The sequence below is a fragment of the Caballeronia calidae genome (assembly GCF_900044055.2).
Taxonomy (GTDB): Bacteria; Pseudomonadota; Gammaproteobacteria; order Burkholderiales; family Burkholderiaceae; genus Caballeronia; species Caballeronia calidae.
Genome location: NZ_FCOX02000005.1, coordinates 212,384 through 228,576 on the forward strand (window position 1 = coordinate 212,384; position 16,193 = coordinate 228,576).

Sequence of the window (16,193 nt, forward strand, 5' to 3'; positions counted from 1 at the left end):
AACGAGTTTCACACGATGCTCAACTTCATCGCCAAACGCCTGCTGGGCCTTTTGCCGACGCTTCTCATCGTCGCGGTGCTCGTGTTCTTCTTCGTGCACATGCTGCCGGGCGATCCCGCGCGTCTCGCCGCGGGCGCGGAAGCCGACGAAGCGACGGTCGCGCTCGTGCGCGCCGATCTCGGCCTCGACAAGCCGCTGCCGCAGCAGCTCGTCAACTTCTTCGGCAAGGTCGTGCATTTCGACTTCGGCATGTCGACACGCAGCAAGCGGCCGGTGTCGACGGAAATCGCCGAGCGCTTCATGCCCACGTTGTGGCTCACGCTCGCGAGCATGGTGTGGGCGGTGATTTTCGGCATGGCGATCGGCATCGTGTCGGCGGTGTGGCGCAACCGCTGGCCGGATCGATTGGGCATGACGCTCGCCGTGTCGGGCATTTCGTTTCCGGCCTTCGCGCTCGGCATGCTGCTGATGGAGATCTTCTCGGTGAAGCTCGGCTGGCTGCCTATCGTCGATGACGGCACATGGAAGGCCTACGTGCTGCCATCGATCACGCTGGGCGCGGCGGTCGCGGCGGTGATGGCGCGCTTCACGCGCGCGTCCTTCGTCGAAGTGCTCGGCGAGGACTTCGTGCGCACCGCGCGCGCGAAGGGCGTGCATGAGCCGATGGTCATCGTGAAGCACTGCCTGCGCAACGCGATGATTCCCGTCGTCACGATGATGGGCCTGCAGTTCGGCTTTCTGCTCGGCGGCTCGATCGTCGTCGAGAAGGTGTTCAACTGGCCGGGCCTCGGGCGCCTGCTCGTCGATGCGGTCGAGATGCGCGACTATCCGGTGATTCAGGCCGAAGTGCTGTTGTTCTCGCTCGAGTTCATCGTGATCAATCTGATCGTGGACGTGCTCTACGCGATCATCAATCCGACCATCCGTTTCAAGTGAGGACCGCATGAGCGTGACCGCCGACAAGGCCAGGGGCGCCGCTGCCGCAGCAGCAGGGCACGAAGTCCGCACGCCGTGGACGGAGTTCTGGCGCAAGTTCAAGCAGCAGCACGTCGCGATGATCGCGGCTGTTTTCGTGTTGCTGCTGGTCGTGATCGCGATCATCGCGCCGTATATCGCGCCTTACGATCCGGAGAATTATTTCGATTACGACGCGCTCAACGCGGGTCCGTCCGCCGCGCACTGGTTCGGCGTGGATTCGCTGGGCCGCGACATACTGAGCCGCATACTCGTGGGCAGCCGCATTTCGTTGACGGCCGGTTTGCTCTCGGTCGTGCTCGGCGCGGTCATCGGCACGTTCTTCGGTCTGCTCGCGGGTTATTACGAAGGCTGGTGGGACCGCATCGTGATGCGCATCGCGGACGTGCTGTTCGCGTTTCCCGGCATTCTGCTCGCGATCGGCGTCGTCGCGATTCTCGGCAACGGCATGGTGAACGTGGTGTGCGCGGTCGCGATCTTCAGCATTCCCGCGTTTGCGCGGCTCGTGCGCGGCAATACGCTCGCGCTGAAGCATCTCACGTATATCGAGGCGGCGCGCAGCATCGGCGCGTCGGACTGGACGATCCTCGCGCGGCACATCCTGCCCGGCACGATTTCGTCGGTGGTCGTGTACTTCACGATGCGTATCGGCACGTCGATCATCACGGCCGCGAGCCTCTCGTTCCTCGGCCTCGGCGCGCAGCCGCCGACGCCCGAGTGGGGCGCGATGCTCAACGAAGCGCGCGCCGACATGGCGATGGCGCCGCACGTCGCGATCTTCCCGAGCCTGGCGATCTTCTTCACGGTGCTCGCGTTCAATCTGCTCGGCGACGGCCTGCGCGACGCGCTCGATCCGAAGCTCGACCGGCCATGATGCGGGCGCCGCACATCGGTTTGCTCGAAGCGGGCGCGCGCGGCACGATCGCCGATGTCGCCGGCGTCACGGTCGGGCATTGCACGCTCGCTCAGGGCGCGGTGCAGACGGGCGTCACCGTGGTTCGTCCGCATGGCGGCGACGTGTATCGCAGCAAGGTGCCGGCCGCGGCATGCGTGATCAACGGCTTCGGCAAGAGCATCGGGCTCGTGCAGGTGGAAGAGCTCGGCGTGCTCGAAACGCCGATCGCGCTGACCAACACGTTCGGCGTCGGCACGGTGGCGAATGCGCAGATTCGCGCGGCCATCGCGGCGAACCCGCGCATCGGTCGTGAAGATCCGAGCGTGAATCCGCTCGTGTTCGAATGCAACGACGGCTATCTCAACGACATGCAGGGGCTCGCCGTCGATGAAGCGCATTACGCGAGCGCGCTCGATGCATGCCGCGAGGACTTCGGGCGCGGCGCGGTGGGCGCGGGGCGCGGCATGTCGTGCTTCGAGTTGAAGGGCGGCATCGGGTCGGCGTCGCGCATCGCGCGCATCGGCGGGCATGTCCATACGACGGGCGCGCTCGTGCTGGCCAATTTCGGTCGCCTGGCGCAACTGACGATCGCGGGCGATGCGGTAGGTCGCACGCTGCACGCCGCAAGGGACGCATGTCAGAAGCCCGAGCAAGGCTCCATCATCATGCTGCTCGCAACCGACGCGCCGCTCGACGCGCGGCAATTGCGCCGTCTCGCGGCGCGCGCCGCCGCCGGCCTTGCGCGCACCGGCTCGGTCTATGGCCACGGCAGCGGCGATATCGCGCTGGCCTTCACCACCGCCTACACCGTGGCGCACGATGCGGACTTCATCGCGCTGCCGCCGCTCGTCAGCGACGCGCGGCTCGATCCGCTCTTTCAGGCCGCCGCCGACAGCGTCGAACAGGCGATCCTCGATGCGCTCTTCAACGCCGAAACGGTCGCCGGACGCGACGGTCATCGGCGACTCTCGCTCAACGACGCATTGAAGCAACGACCATGAAAGTGCTGATCTCAGTGGATATCGAAGGCATCGCGGGCGTGTTTCATCCGGAGCAGACGCGCGCCGGCAATGCCGAATACGAGCAGGCGCGCCGCTGGATGACGCGCGAAGCCGACGCTGCCGCGCGAGGCGCCTTCGAAGGCGGCGCGTCGCAGGTCTGGATCAACGATTCGCACGGCGGCTTTCGCAATCTCATGCCCGATCTGCTCGATCAGCGCGCGCGCGTCGTGCTCGGCAAGCCGCGCACGCTCGGCATGATGGCGGGGCTGGAAGCCTCGCCGGAAGCGGTCTTGATGATCGGCTATCACGCGCGCGCGCAAAGCCGCGGCATTCTCGCGCATACGATCAACAGTGCCGCATTCGCGCGCGTCATGCTCGACGGCGAGGAAGTCGGCGAGGCCGGTCTTTACGGCAGGCTCGCCGAGGAGCGTGGGGCGCGCGTCGCGCTGCTGACCGGCGACGACGTATTCGGCGCCGAGACGCTGCCCGCGTTTCCCGGCGCGCGCTTTCTGTGCGTGAAGACCGCGCACGGCTATTCGAGCGGTGTCACCGAAACCCCCGCCGCGGCATGCGAGGCCATCCGGCTCGCCGCGCGTGAAACGATCGAGGCGGCGGCATCGTCGGACCGCGCGCATCGTGCGCCCGTCGCCGGTCATCGTTGCGAGCTGCGCGTGCAAACGACCGCATTCGCCGATCTCTTCTGCCAATGGCCGACGCTCGAACGCATCGATGCCGTGACGCTCGCTTTCGATGCACCGTCGGTCGAACATATCGTGCGAGTACTCAATTGCCTTTCGGCAATGTCCTTCATGATACGGTGAGCGTTTGAACCGGGCGCTGTGAGTATCGTTAGAATGGAGCCACTCGCGAGACCGGCTCTGGTCTTGACGTCTTTTGACAGACGACGCTCATGCACACGGTGAAACTCGAACACAATGACGACGAGGTGCTCGACCCCGCTGATCCGCAACTGGTCATTCGCGGCTCGCTGTTCATCGACGGCCATGACGCCGGCTGCTGGGAAGAACGGCGCGACGGCACCTGGGCGGCGCACGTCCGGCACAAGCAGGGCTGGATCGTCGAGGCGAGCCGCGGCGCGCTGATCGACCGGCTCGCCCGCGAGGCATAACGTAGTTAATTTCCAACCGATTTCGCACAACTCATGTATCTGTCGATCATCGCCGTGGGACTCGGCGGCGGGCTGGGCTCGCTGCTCAGATGGGTTCTCGGCTTGCGCCTGAACGCCATTTTTCCGAATCTGCCGCTCGGCACGTTTGCGGCGAACGTGATCGCGGGCTATATCATCGGCGTGGCGGTGGCCTTCTTCGCGCGCTATCCGGATCTCTCGGTCGAATGGCGGCTCTTCATCATCACCGGGCTGATGGGCGGGCTTTCCACGTTTTCCACGTTCTCGGCCGAAGTCGTCGCGCATCTGCAGCAAGGGCGGCTCGGCTGGGCGCTCGCCGAAATCGCGATCCACGTTAGCGCGTCGCTGCTGATGACCGCGCTCGGCATCGCGACCGTGGCGGCGGCCTCCTGACCGGTCGCGTCCCGGCATCCGGTTCCCCGCGATTTGAACGTTTGCGTGCCTCCGCTTCCAGATCATTTCCGAACAATTTTTCCGCGTGTTCCACGCTCGCCCCTCGCTGCCTCGGCAGCGGTTTTTTCTATTTGACAGCAACGAAGGTGATGAAATGCCAGGGCTTCCGCTCATCGAAGTCAGACCATACAAACCGAGCGATCTCGACGGTGTGATCGATTTGTTCCAACGCGCCATTCGCGAAACAGCCTCGGCCGATTACAACGCAGCGCAGATCGAAGCCTGGGCTCAAGCCGATCGCGATGAATGGGAGCTCGCGCGTGCGAACCGCCCGACGTGGGTCGGGCTCGTCGACGGCGAACTCGCGGGCTTCGCGGATATGGAGAAGAACGGCCTCATCGACATGATGTTCGTCGATCCGCGGCATCAGCGCAAAAGCGTGGCGACGTCGCTGCTCGCGCGCATCGAAGCCGAAGCCGACGAGGCCGGCATCACCACGCTGCACACTTACTCCAGCGTCACCGGGCGGCCTTTCTTCGAGTATTGCGGCTTCACGATGCTGCTGGCGCGCGCCGTGATCGTGCGGGAGCAGCGCTTCGTCCAGTTCGTGATGGAGAAAGTGCTGTTGTAACCGTTAAATCTGTATAGACAAGATACACCGTATCAGCCGGGAGATCCTAGTGATATCCCGGATATCCCCTTGTTTCGTGCTGTCTACGCGTTTAGACTTGAGTCTAACTTGTATAGACAGGACGAATCATGATCAAGCTCACGCCCGGAAAACTGACTCTCCCGCAACTGCGCCGCATCGCGCGAGGCTCCGATTCGCTGGAACTCGATCCGGCCAGCTTCGACGCGATCGACGCCAGCGCGCGCGCCGTCGCCGCGATCGCCGCGAAGGGCGACCCGGCCTACGGCATCAACACGGGCTTCGGGCGGCTCGCCAATACGCACATCCCGGCCGATCAGCTGGAACTGCTGCAGAAGAATCTCGTGCTGTCGCACGCGGTGGGCGTCGGCGAGCCGATGTCGCGTCCGGTCGTGCGGCTCCTGATGGCGCTCAAGCTGTCGAGCCTCGGGCGCGGTCATTCGGGCATCCGCCGCGAAGTCATCGACGCGCTCATCACGCTTTTCAACGCCGATGTCCTGCCGATCATCCCGGTGAAGGGCTCGGTCGGCGCATCGGGCGATCTCGCGCCGCTCGCGCATATGTCGACGGTGCTGCTCGGCATCGGCGAAGTCACGATTCGCGGCGAGCGCGCCAGTGCGCTCGACGGCCTCGCGGTCGCGGGGCTGAAGCCGCTCACGCTGCAGGCGAAGGAAGGCCTCGCGCTGCTCAACGGCACGCAGGCGTCGGCGGCGCTCGCGCTGTACAACCTTTTCGCGATCGAGGATCTGTTCCGCACCGGGCTCGTCGCGGGCGCGCTGTCCGTCGATGCCGCCGCGGGCTCGGTCGTCCCGTTCGATGCGCGCATCCATGAGCTGCGCGGACATCGCGGGCAGATGGAGGCGGCCGCGGCGTATCGCACGCTGCTGAAGGGCTCGGGCATCAACCTGTCGCACGCGGACTGCGAGAAGGTGCAGGACCCGTACAGCCTGCGCTGCCAGCCGCAGGTGATGGGCGCGTGCCTCGACCAGATGCGCCACGCGGCCGACGTGCTGCTGATCGAATCGAACGCCGTCTCCGACAATCCGCTGATCTTCCCCGACACCGGCGAAGTGCTGTCGGGCGGCAACTTCCACGCGGAGCCGGTCGCGTTCGCCGCCGACAACCTCGCGCTCGCCGCCGCGGAAATCGGCGCGCTCGCGGAACGCCGCATCGCGCTCCTGATCGACGCGACGCTCTCCGGCCTGCCGCCTTTCCTGGTGCGCGACGGCGGCGTCAACTCGGGCTTCATGATCGCGCATGTGACGGCGGCCGCGCTCGCATCGGAGAACAAGACGCTCGCGCATCCGGCATCGGTCGATTCGCTGCCGACATCGGCAAATCAGGAAGACCACGTTTCGATGGCGACGTTCGCCGCACGCAAGCTCGGCGACATCGCCAGCAACACGGCCAATATTCTCGCGATCGAGCTGCTCGCGGCGGCGCAGGGCGTCGATCTGCGCGCGCCGCATCAGACGAGCGCGCCGCTCGCCGAAGTCACGAAGACGCTGCGCGCGCACGTGCCGCATTACGACCTCGATCACTATTTCGCGCCGGACATCGCCGCGATCGCGACGCTCGTGCAGGAAGGCGCGATCGCGCGGCACAGCCCGTTCTCGTTCGCGTCGGAAGAGCCTGTATGAGCACGCCTGCGTATCAGGAGATCAAGGACTACATTCTCCAGCGCATTCACATCGGCGAGTGGAAGGAGGGCGATCAGGTGCCCTCCGAGAACGAGCTCGCGCGCGAGTTCAAGGTCGCGCGCATGACCGTGAACCGCGCGCTGCGCGAACTGACCTCCGAACAGGTGCTCACGCGCGTGCAGGGCGCGGGCACTTTCGTCGCGCAGCCGAAATACGCGTCGACGCTCGTCGAGATTCGCAGCATTTCCGATGAAATCGTCGCGCGCGGTCATGCGTATCGCGCGGATGTGCTGCATCTGGGCGCGTCGATCGTCGATGAAGCGCTCGCCGCCGAGATGCATCTCACGGTCGGCAGCCCGGTGTTTCATTCGCGCGTGCTGCACTTCGAGAACGACGAGCCGGTGCAGATGGAAGAGCGCTACGTGAATCCCGCGGTCGCGCCGGAATACGCGCGGCAGGATTTCACGACGATCACGCCCAATCAGTATCTGATGACCGCCGCGCCGCTGCAGCGCGTCGAGTACCGGATCGAGGCGTCGGTGCCATCGGCGGAAATTCGCCACGCCCTCGCGATGAAGGAGCACGAGCCGTGTCTGCTGCTGCATCGGCGCACGTGGTCGCGGGATGCGGTGGCGTCGGTCGCGAATCTCTGGCATCCGGGCGACCGCTATCAATTCACCGGGCATTTCTGAACGTGACGATCATTCGCGCCGATTCCCTCATACCCAGGCCGTGGAAGAACGGCGGCGGCGTCACGCGCGAGATTGCCGCGGAGCCGCCGGATGCGTCGCTCGATGCGTTCGCGTGGCGTCTGTCGCTCGCGGATGTCGCTTCGGATGGCGCGTTCTCCACCTTCGCGGGCGTCGATCGCGTGCTCGTTCTGCTCGATGGCGCCGGCATGCGTCTGACGGAAGCGGATGGCCGCGTGCATGCGCTCGACGCACCGCTCGCCATCGCGCGCTTCGCCGGCGAGACGCCGATCCACGCGACGCTCAACGACGGCCCGACGCGCGATTTCAACGTGATGGTGCACCGCGATCGTGCTCGCGCGGCGGTGAGCGTCTGGCGCGGTTCAGGCACGATCACGCCCGAACACGATCTGACGTTCATCTTCTGCGCGCGCGGAAGCATCGACATCAAAGCCGCCGATGGCACGCGCCATACGCTCGAAACAGGCGACACGCTGCGCCTCGATTGCGCAGCCGCGCTGGAATGCGACGCGGCGGATGATACGTCGTGGCTGCGGATCGGTATCGACAGGTTGTAAAGACGGCGGACGGCTCGCGAGTAGCCGCGCATCGACATAAAAACGGAGACACACACATGAACGCTGCGAATCGGGCATTCTTCGCGGACCACGCGCGCCTCGCCGACGGCTGGCGGCAGGACGTGCTGATCGAATGGAACGATGACGGCACGCTCGTGCGCGTCACGCCGGACAGCGCGGCGCCCGCCGGCGTCGAACGGGCGAAGGGGCCGGTCGTGCCCGGCATGCCGAACCTGCATTCGCACGCGTTCCAGCGCGCGATGGCCGGTCTCACCGAATATCGCGCGAGCGTCGCCGATACGTTCTGGAGCTGGCGCGATCTCATGTATCGCTTCGCCGCGCGGATCGGACCGGAATCGCTGGCGGATATCGCGCACTGGCTCTATGTCGAGATGTTGAAGGCGGGCTACACGTCCGTGTGCGAGTTTCATTATGTGCATCACGCGCCCGATGGCGCGCCCTACGCGAACCGCGCGGAACTCGCCGAGCGCGTCGTCGATGCGGCCGAGCGCGCGGGCATCGGCATCACGATGTTGCCGGTGCTGTACGAATACAGCGGCTTCAACAAGGGCGCGCCGCGCGAAGATCAGCGCCGCTTCCTGAACACACCCGACACGCTGCTCGCGCTCATCGACACGCTCGCCCGCGCGCGGCCCGAGAACGGGGCGCGTCGTTACGGCGTCGCGCCGCATTCGCTGCGGGCGGTGTCGGGCGAATCGCTCGCGGCCGTGCTCGAAGGGCTCGACGCGCATTTCGGCCACGCGCCGGTGCACATCCACGTGGCGGAGCAGGTCGCCGAAGTGGAGGCGTGCGTCGCGGCGACGGGGCATCGGCCGGTCGAATGGCTGCTCGAACGGTTCAACGTCGACGAGCGCTGGTGCCTCGTGCACGCGACGCACATCGACGCGAACGAATGCGCGCGCCTCGCGTCGAGCGGCGCGGTCGCGGGGCTGTGCCTCACGACCGAGGCGAATCTCGGCGACGGCGTGTTTCCGTCGCACGATTATCTCGATGCGGGCGGGCGCATCGGTATCGGCTCGGATAGTCACGTCGGCGTGGACTGGCGCTCGGAATTGCGCCTGCTCGAATACGGCCAGCGCCTGTGCCGGCGGCAGCGCAACGTGCTCGCATCGGCGACGCAGAGCCGTCCCGCCGACCGTCTTTTCGACGCCGCGCTCGACGGCGGCGCGCACGCGACCGGACGGCCCGTCGGCGCGCTCGCGCCGGGCTTGCGCGCCGACTGGCTCGTGCTCGACGACGCGCATCCGGGCATCGGCGGCCATGCACGCGAGACGTGGCTGTCGAGCGCGGTGTTTTGCGAACACGGCGAGTCGCCGATCCGCGATGTCTTCGTGTCCGGCCGCAAGGTCGTCGATGCTCGCCGTCACGCGCAGGAAGACGAAGCGCTCACGCGTTATCGCGCCGCCTTGCGCGGCTTGCTGGGCTGAGGTCATCAAATGAACGAGTCTTCGATTTTCACGCTGGAGCGCGGCAGCGCGCCGCTCCTGATCTCGATACCGCACCGGGGCACGCAGATTCCCTGCGCGCTCGCCGACGAGATGACGCCCGTCGCAAAACGCACCGAGGATTGCGACTGGCATCTGGAGCGGCTGTATGCGTTCGCGCGCGAACTGGGCGCATCGATCCTGACGCCGCAGTACGCGCGCTATGTCATCGACCTGAACCGTCCGCCCGACGATGCGAATCTCTATCCGGGCCGCGACACGACAGGACTCTGTCCGCTCGATACCTTCGACAAGGCGCCGCTCTACAAGCCGGGCCACGAGCCGTCGCGCGAGCAGATCGACGCGCGGCGCGCGATGTACTGGCAGCCGTATCACGATGCGCTCGCCGGCGAACTCGACGCGCTGCGGCAGGCGCATGGCCGCGTGTTGCTGTGGGAAGCGCATTCGATCCGCTCGGTCGTGCCGCGCTTTTTCGAAGGACGTCTGGCCGATTTCAACTTCGGCACGGCGGACGGAGCATCGGCGGCGCCGGGGCTTGCCGAGCATCTCGCACGGATCGTCGAGCGCGACGGCCGCTATTCGACGGTGGCCAACGGACGCTTCAAAGGCGGCTACATCACGCGGCAATACGGGCGGCCCGAGACAGGCATTCACGCGATTCAACTCGAGTTGACGCAGGTCAGTTACATGGAAGAATCGGCGCCGTTTACTTACGACGAGGCGAGGGCGAACGCGGTTCAACCGCTGCTGCGCGACCTGGTGGCGGCCGCGCTCGCGTATGTGACTACTGCGTAGAAGCTGGCGCGGATATGGCGATTGGCTGGCGATCCTGTAAAGACGCCTCGCCCTGCAATCGATTACGGATGTCCTGCGCGCCGGGCGTCGTCAAAATTAGTCAAATAAAAACAATGCTTTAGATGATATGACGCAGCTTTGACGAAGCGGCTCCGCGCTTCGGCCCACGAAACGCATTATTGCGAACCAGACAATTATGTTTCGTGAAAATCGGGGTTTCCCCTAGGGCGTCGTGCTCCTACACTGTCTTCAAGCGAAACGAAATCAGAAACCACTTAAAAAGCTTCCGATTGAGTTTCGATTTCAAAACAAGACTATTGGAGGTTCATCATGATCAAGGCATTCGTTCCCGCACTCGTCATCGCCACCGCTCTGGCCGCTCCGACTTTCGCATTCGCGCAGGACAACGCTCCGGTGACCCGTGCTCAAGTCCGCGCGGAACTGGTTCAACTGGAAAAGGCCGGCTACAACCCGTCGACCGATCGCGTGAACTATCCGCAAAACATTCAGGCCGCCCAGGCGCGTGTGAACGCCGAGAACGGCGTGTCGGCTTACGGTCCTTCGACGGCCGGCACTTCGCAATCGGGTGTGGCTGCTCCGGCGCCGCGTGCCAATGTGTCGATGTCGGATCGCAACTCGGTGTACTTCGGTCGTTGATCGAAGCTCGATTCGGAGCTTCGTGACGCAGGGCAGTAGAAGTAGTGAGCAGTAGCGGTTGAAGTTGCAGCAAGCGTCAGAAAGAGCAGTAAAGCAGTAAGCAGTATTTGCGAGAAAAGTAGTCGCAGTTTAGAAGCACGTAGTAAAGCAGCAAGACGAACGCCGGCCGCTATCAAAGCGGCCGGCGTTTTTATTGCGCCAGCGGTTTCTCTTCGACGCGCGGCGAAACCGCCCCGCACGCGCGAATCACGAGACGCACGACTTCCTCCGTCTGCTCATCGAAGGCCTTGCGCGTGAGCGCGCGCTTGCCCTTCAGCGCGCGGATCTGCGCATCGAAATCCGCATAGTGCTGCGTGATCGCCCAGATCATGAACATGAACGTGTCCGGCTCGACGGGCGCGAGCAGGCCGCGCGCGATCCAGCTTTCGATCACGGTCACGCGCGTATCGAGCCACGGTTTTACACGCTCGTTGAGAATGTCCTGCATGTGATGCGCGCCGTGGATGATCTCGCTCGCCCACACCTTCGATCCGAGCGGCCTCCGTCTCGACAACTCCATCTTCGCGCGCACGTAGCCGCCGATGGCTTCAACTGGATCGTCGCTGCATTCGAAGGTATCCGCCGCGCGATGCCAATCCTCGAACAGATCCTCAAGCACGCGGCGATAGAGCGCGAGCTTCGTCGGAAAGTAGTAGTGCAGGTTGGCTTTCGGCAAACCCGCGCGCTCGGCGATCATCGCCGTGCTCGCGCCTTCCAGTCCTTTTTCCGCGAACACTTCTTCGGCGCACGCGAGCAGTTGCGCTTCGTTGCTCTCGCGGATCTGCGCCTTGCGCCTTCGCAAAGGCGGCGCAGTGTTCTCGCTTTCGGTGATGCCCTTCGCCGCGTCGTCGTGTCTCATCGTCGAATTCTTCTGTCATGTGTGCCGCATCGTGCCTCAATCGCGCCGTGACTGCATGTGGCGCTGCATCGCGACGAAAACGCCATCGAAACCAATGCCCGCCGATGCTGCATCGCAATGGCACGCTAATCGCTTTGTACGCTCCGTGTTTGCCCGCGCACGAAAGACGTTGATTTGCTTATTTTAATCGGCTACAACCTGTCCAGTCGGACAGGATTTGAAGAGCGCTCGAAGTAGCGAAGAAGCGCGTCGTTTGCATCATGCATCGCAGAACAGACATCGTGCACCGCGCGCCTGCAGCATCGCACCGCAAGCGCCCGGCATGCACGAAGCGAAGTCACTCACATACGAAATCCGATCGTAAGGAGCGAGGCGCATGAACGTGGTAACGGATGCAATCAGGGCGGCTGGTCTCGATACGTCCATCAAGGTGAACGGCCAACGCCTGTGGGACAGCCTGATGACGATGGCGAAAATCGGCGCGACGCAAAAGGGCGGCGTCTGCCGTCTCGCGCTGACCGATCTCGACAAGGAAGGGCGCGATCTCATCGTCAGCTGGGCGAAGGAAGCGGGCTGCACGGTGAGCGTCGATCAGATGGGCAACGTGTTCATGCGCCGCGCGGGCCGCAATCTCGACGCGCTGCCGGTGATGACCGGTTCGCATGCGGATTCCCAGCCGACGGGCGGGCGCTTCGACGGCATCTACGGCGTGCTCGGCGGCCTCGAAGTGATCCGCTCGCTGAACGATCGCGGCATCGAGACGGAGCATCCGATCGAAGTCGTTATCTGGACCAACGAGGAAGGCTCGCGCTTCGCGCCGGCGATGGTTGCATCGGGCGTGTTCGCGGGCGTGTTCTCGCTCGATTACGGCCTCTCGCGCAAGGACGTCGACGGCAAGACGATCGGCGAGGAGCTGAAGCGCATCGGCTATGCGGGCGATCTGCCGTGCGGCGGGCGCAAGCTGCATGCGGCGTTCGAACTGCACATCGAGCAAGGTCCGATTCTCGAAGCGGAAGATAAGACGATCGGCGTCGTGACCGATGCGCAAGGTCAGCGCTGGTACGAGATCACGTTGACGGGCCAGGAAGCGCACGCCGGCCCGACACCGATGCCGCGCCGCAAGGATGCCTTGCTCGGCGCATCGCGCGTGGTGGATCTCGTGAATCGCATCGGCCTCGACAATGCGCCGCTCGCCTGCGCGACGGTCGGCATGATGCAGGTGCATCCGAACTCGCGCAACGTGATTCCCGGCCGCGTGTTCTTCACCGTCGATTTCCGTCATCCCGACGATGCCGTGCTCGCGCGCATGGACGCCGCGTTGCGCGCGGGCGTCGAGCGCATCGCGGGCGAGATCGGCTTGCAGACCGAGCTCGAACAGATCTTCTATTACGAACCCGTCAAGTTCGATGCCGCGTGCGTCGCGTCCGTGCGCGCGGCGGCGCAACGCTTCGGTTATTCGCATCGCGACATGGTGTCGGGCGCGGGCCACGATGCCTGCTATCTCGCGCAGGTCGCGCCGACATCGATGGTGTTCGTGCCTTGCGTCGACGGCATCAGCCATAACGAAATCGAAGACGCGACGCAGGAGTGGATCGAGGCGGGCGCGAATGTGCTGTTGCACGCGATGTTGGAGCGCGCGTCGGAACCCGCTTCGTAAGGCTGGCACTTTTCCTTTCGCTTCAAACGCAGCGTCCGCGTGCCCCACACGCGGACGACGGAACCATCACGTCCCGAAGGAATGCGTATGACCATCAAAACGACAGGCGACATCGCGAGCCATCGCCTTACGCAAGAACAGCTCGCGTGCGAATTCTCGGATATCGCGCCGCTGCTAGATGCGACCGCCGCAGCCGCTGCCGCGAGCCGTTGTCACTACTGCTACGACGCGCCGTGCGTACAGGCTTGTCCGACGAAGATCGACATTCCCGGCTTCATCCGCAAGATCGGCAATGGCAACCTGAAGGGCGCGGCCGTCGATATTCTTTCGGCCAATCCGCTCGGCGGCATGTGCGCGCGCGTGTGCCCGACCGAGATTCTTTGCGAAGGTAGTTGCGTGCGCAACCATCAGGGCGACGAGCCGGTGAAGATCGGCGCGTTGCAGCGTCACGCGACCGACTTCGCGATGGCGAAGGGTGATCCTCTATTCAAGCGCGCGCCGGAAACCGGCAGGCGCGTTGCGATCGTCGGTGCGGGACCGGCAGGGCTTGCCTGTGCCTATCGGCTCGCATTGGCCGGACATCGCGCGGTGATCTTCGATGCGCGCGCGAAGCCCGGCGGCCTCAACGAATACGGCATCGCCGCGTACAAGACGGTCGAGGACTATGCGCAGCGCGAGGTCGAATGGCTGTACTCGATCGGCGGCATCGAGCTCAGAACGGGCCAGGCGCTCGGCCGCGACTTCACGCTCGACGAACTGCGCAAGCAGTACGACGCGGTATTCATCGGCTTCGGTCTCGCGGGCGTGCGTGACCTGGCGCTCGAAGGCGAATCGCTCGATGGCGTGATGAACGCGGTCGATTTCATCGAGCAGGTGCGTCAGGCCGATGATCTCGCGAGCGTGCCGGTCGGGCGGCGCGTCGTCGTGATCGGCGGCGGCAACACGGCTGTCGATGCCTGCGTGCAGGCCGCCAAGCTCGGCGCGACGAACGTGACGTTGGCGTACCGGCGCGGCATCGAAAACATGAGCGCGACGTGGGCCGAACGCGAGTTCGCGCAGACGAACGGCGTGACGATCGTCACGTATGCCAAACCCGTGCGCCTGATCGGCGATAACGGTGTCGTGACCGGCGTCGAATTCGAGCGTGAGACGGAGCGCTTCGTGATCGAAGCGGACATGGTGCTGAAGGCGATCGGTCAGACGCTCGTGCCCGTCGGCATCGACCGCGAATTGCTGACGCTCGACGGCGGTCGCATCGTCACTGACGAGAACCGTCAGACGACGCTCGCGAAAGTATGGGCCGGCGGCGATTGCGCGACCCATGAAGGACTCGATCTCACCGTGCAGGCCGTGCAGGACGGCAAGCTCGCGGCGGCGTCCATCGACGCGTCGTTCGCGCTGACTGCGATCAAAGCCGCCTGAACATAAGGAGAAAACGAACATGGCCGATCTGACTTGCAACATCGCCGGCATCACATCGCCGAATCCTTTCTGGCTCGCGTCCGCGCCGCCGACCGACAAGGCTTATAACGTCAACCGCGCATTCGAGGCGGGCTGGGGCGGCGTCGTGTGGAAGACGCTGGGCCTCGATCCGCACGTGGTCAACGTGAGCTCGCGTTACGGAGCGGTGCAATGGAACGGGCAGCGCATCGCGGGGCTGAACAACATCGAGCTGATCACCGATCGTCCGCTCGACGTGAACCTGCGCGAGATCGAGCAGGTGAAGCGCGACTGGCCCGACCGCGCGCTGATCGTCTCGTTGATGGTCCCGTGCAACGAGAAGGACTGGAAGTGGATTCTCACGCAGGTCGAGGACACGGGCGCGGATGCCGTCGAACTGAACTTCGGTTGTCCGCACGGCATGAGCGAGCGCGGCATGGGCTCGGCGGTGGGACAGGTGCCCGAATATGTGGAGATGGTCACGCGCTGGGTGAAGGAAGGCACGAAGCTGCCGTGCCTCGTGAAGCTCACGCCCAACATCAGCGATATCCGCATGGGCTCGCGCGCCGCTTTCAAGGGCGGCGCGGACGGTGTGTCGCTGATCAACACGATCAACTCGATCGTCGCCGTCGATCTCGACCAGATGGCACCGATGCCGACCGTCGACGGCAAGGGCACGCACGGCGGCTATTGCGGTCCCGCCGTGAAACCGATCGCGCTGAACATGGTGGCCGAAATCGCGCGCGATCCCGAGACGCCGAACCTGCCGATCTCGGGCATCGGCGGCATTTCATCGTGGCGCGATGCCGCCGAGTTCATGGTGCTCGGCGCGGGCAGCGTGCAGGTGTGCACGGCGGCGATGCACTACGGTTTTCGCATCGTGTCCGATCTCGCCGATGGCCTCTCGAACTGGATGGACGAAAAAGGCTACGCCACGCTCGACGACATTCGCGGCCGCGCGGTGCCGAACGTCACCGACTGGAAGTACCTCAATCTGAAGTACGACATCAAGGCGCGCATCGATCAGGACAAGTGCATCAAGTGCGGTCTGTGTCATATCGCGTGCGAGGACACGTCGCATCAGGCGATCCTGAAGGAGAAGGACGGCAAGCGGCATTTCGAAGTGGTGGATTCGGAATGCGTCGGCTGCAATCTGTGCATGCATGTGTGCCCGGTCGAGCAGTGCATCACGATGGAACGCGTCGATGCGGGCGAATACGCGAACTGGACCACGCATCCGAACAACCCCGCGCGTGTCGATGCGGAAGTACCCGCGAAAGCGGCATAAACATAACTTAGCGCTCGTCGTCGTT

At 64.5% G+C, this 16,193-nt stretch carries 17 protein-coding genes; 16 read left to right on the plus strand and 1 reads right to left on the minus strand.

The features are described 5' to 3' along the window. Positions 1-15: 15 nt before the first annotated feature. From gsiC to AWB78_RS07830, 13 genes are all read left to right on the plus strand, one after another. The gene (gene gsiC, locus AWB78_RS07770) at positions 16-936 is read left to right on the plus strand and encodes a glutathione ABC transporter permease GsiC (RefSeq protein ID WP_062603850.1); all 921 of its coding nucleotides are present in this window, start codon (positions 16-18) and stop codon (positions 934-936) included. Positions 937-943: 7 nt separating this feature from the next. Further along, positions 944-1,849: a glutathione ABC transporter permease GsiD gene (gene gsiD, locus AWB78_RS07775; protein ID WP_062603852.1), complete on the plus strand. Its 906-nt coding sequence runs from the start codon at positions 944-946 to the stop codon at positions 1,847-1,849. Then, positions 1,846-2,871, plus strand: coding sequence for a P1 family peptidase (locus tag AWB78_RS07780; RefSeq protein WP_062603853.1), 1,026 nt, complete (start codon positions 1,846-1,848; stop codon positions 2,869-2,871). The genes gsiD and AWB78_RS07780 overlap by 4 nt, the downstream gene beginning before the upstream one ends. After that, positions 2,868-3,692: a M55 family metallopeptidase gene (locus AWB78_RS07785; RefSeq protein WP_062603855.1), complete on the plus strand. Its 825-nt coding sequence runs from the start codon at positions 2,868-2,870 to the stop codon at positions 3,690-3,692. Before AWB78_RS07780 ends, AWB78_RS07785 begins: the two co-directional genes overlap by 4 nt. A gap of 89 nt (positions 3,693-3,781) precedes the next feature. Further along, positions 3,782-4,000, plus strand: coding sequence for a hypothetical protein (locus AWB78_RS07790; protein ID WP_062603857.1), 219 nt, complete (start codon positions 3,782-3,784; stop codon positions 3,998-4,000). Positions 4,001-4,033: 33 nt separating this feature from the next. Further along, positions 4,034-4,411 carry a fluoride efflux transporter CrcB gene (gene crcB / locus AWB78_RS07795; RefSeq protein WP_062603859.1) on the plus strand — a complete coding sequence of 126 codons (378 nt, stop codon included), beginning with the start codon at positions 4,034-4,036 and terminating at the stop codon, positions 4,409-4,411. 154 nt (positions 4,412-4,565) lie between these two features. Further along, complete coding sequence (locus AWB78_RS07800) at positions 4,566-5,042, plus strand: GNAT family N-acetyltransferase (RefSeq protein WP_062603861.1); 477 nt, start codon at positions 4,566-4,568, stop codon at positions 5,040-5,042. A gap of 128 nt (positions 5,043-5,170) precedes the next feature. Further along, a complete protein-coding gene (gene hutH, locus AWB78_RS07805; protein ID WP_062603863.1) occupies positions 5,171-6,700 on the plus strand; it encodes a histidine ammonia-lyase in 1,530 nt (509 codons plus the stop codon). Next, complete coding sequence (hutC, locus tag AWB78_RS07810; protein ID WP_062603865.1) at positions 6,697-7,392, plus strand: histidine utilization transcriptional repressor HutC; 696 nt, start codon at positions 6,697-6,699, stop codon at positions 7,390-7,392. The genes hutH and hutC overlap by 4 nt, the downstream gene beginning before the upstream one ends. Beyond that, positions 7,389-7,967, plus strand: a complete 579-nt coding sequence (locus tag AWB78_RS07815; protein WP_062604024.1) for a HutD/Ves family protein — start codon at positions 7,389-7,391, stop codon at positions 7,965-7,967. Before hutC ends, AWB78_RS07815 begins: the two co-directional genes overlap by 4 nt. A 56-nt stretch (positions 7,968-8,023) precedes the next feature. Continuing rightward, positions 8,024-9,415: a formimidoylglutamate deiminase gene (locus AWB78_RS07820; RefSeq protein ID WP_062603867.1), complete on the plus strand. Its 1,392-nt coding sequence runs from the start codon at positions 8,024-8,026 to the stop codon at positions 9,413-9,415. A 9-nt stretch (positions 9,416-9,424) separates the two neighbouring features. Beyond that, on the plus strand, positions 9,425-10,228 hold the full coding sequence (hutG, locus tag AWB78_RS07825) for an N-formylglutamate deformylase (RefSeq protein WP_062603869.1): 804 nt from the start codon (positions 9,425-9,427) through the stop codon (positions 10,226-10,228). A 333-nt stretch (positions 10,229-10,561) separates the two neighbouring features. Further along, positions 10,562-10,885 (plus strand): DUF4148 domain-containing protein, encoded by a 324-nt coding sequence (locus tag AWB78_RS07830; protein WP_062604029.1) that lies wholly within the window; start codon positions 10,562-10,564, stop codon positions 10,883-10,885. A gap of 190 nt (positions 10,886-11,075) precedes the next feature. On the opposite strand, the gene AWB78_RS07835 is transcribed toward AWB78_RS07830, so the two are convergent. Next, entirely contained in the window at positions 11,076-11,783 is a 708-nt protein-coding gene (locus AWB78_RS07835) for a TetR/AcrR family transcriptional regulator (protein ID WP_062603870.1), read from the minus strand. Between the two features lie 376 nt (positions 11,784-12,159). Here AWB78_RS07835 and AWB78_RS07840 point away from each other — a divergent pair, with 376 nt between their 5' ends. From AWB78_RS07840 to preA, 3 genes are all read left to right on the plus strand, one after another. Further along, a complete protein-coding gene (locus AWB78_RS07840; RefSeq protein WP_062603874.1) occupies positions 12,160-13,440 on the plus strand; it encodes a Zn-dependent hydrolase in 1,281 nt (426 codons plus the stop codon). 87 nt (positions 13,441-13,527) lie between these two features. Further along, positions 13,528-14,862, plus strand: coding sequence for an NAD(P)-dependent oxidoreductase (locus AWB78_RS07845; RefSeq protein WP_062603876.1), 1,335 nt, complete (start codon positions 13,528-13,530; stop codon positions 14,860-14,862). A gap of 19 nt (positions 14,863-14,881) precedes the next feature. Next, on the plus strand, positions 14,882-16,168 hold the full coding sequence (gene preA / locus AWB78_RS07850) for an NAD-dependent dihydropyrimidine dehydrogenase subunit PreA (RefSeq protein ID WP_062603878.1): 1,287 nt from the start codon (positions 14,882-14,884) through the stop codon (positions 16,166-16,168). The last annotated feature ends 25 nt before the right edge of the window (positions 16,169-16,193 follow it).

Coding starts and splice junctions, on each gene's coding strand:
- gsiC (WP_062603850.1), top strand. CDS start 16: ATGCTCAACTTCATCGCCAAACGCCTGCTGGGCCTTTTGCCGACGCTT.
- gsiD (WP_062603852.1), top strand. CDS start 944: ATGAGCGTGACCGCCGACAAGGCCAGGGGCGCCGCTGCCGCAGCAGCA.
- AWB78_RS07780 (WP_062603853.1), top strand. CDS start 1,846: ATGATGCGGGCGCCGCACATCGGTTTGCTCGAAGCGGGCGCGCGCGGC.
- AWB78_RS07785 (WP_062603855.1), top strand. CDS start 2,868: ATGAAAGTGCTGATCTCAGTGGATATCGAAGGCATCGCGGGCGTGTTT.
- AWB78_RS07790 (WP_062603857.1), top strand. CDS start 3,782: ATGCACACGGTGAAACTCGAACACAATGACGACGAGGTGCTCGACCCC.
- crcB (WP_062603859.1), top strand. CDS start 4,034: ATGTATCTGTCGATCATCGCCGTGGGACTCGGCGGCGGGCTGGGCTCG.
- AWB78_RS07800 (WP_062603861.1), top strand. CDS start 4,566: ATGCCAGGGCTTCCGCTCATCGAAGTCAGACCATACAAACCGAGCGAT.
- hutH (WP_062603863.1), top strand. CDS start 5,171: ATGATCAAGCTCACGCCCGGAAAACTGACTCTCCCGCAACTGCGCCGC.
- hutC (WP_062603865.1), top strand. CDS start 6,697: ATGAGCACGCCTGCGTATCAGGAGATCAAGGACTACATTCTCCAGCGC.
- AWB78_RS07820 (WP_062603867.1), top strand. CDS start 8,024: ATGAACGCTGCGAATCGGGCATTCTTCGCGGACCACGCGCGCCTCGCC.
- hutG (WP_062603869.1), top strand. CDS start 9,425: ATGAACGAGTCTTCGATTTTCACGCTGGAGCGCGGCAGCGCGCCGCTC.
- AWB78_RS07835 (WP_062603870.1), bottom strand. CDS start 11,783: ATGAGACACGACGACGCGGCGAAGGGCATCACCGAAAGCGAGAACACT.
- AWB78_RS07840 (WP_062603874.1), top strand. CDS start 12,160: ATGAACGTGGTAACGGATGCAATCAGGGCGGCTGGTCTCGATACGTCC.
- AWB78_RS07845 (WP_062603876.1), top strand. CDS start 13,528: ATGACCATCAAAACGACAGGCGACATCGCGAGCCATCGCCTTACGCAA.
- preA (WP_062603878.1), top strand. CDS start 14,882: ATGGCCGATCTGACTTGCAACATCGCCGGCATCACATCGCCGAATCCT.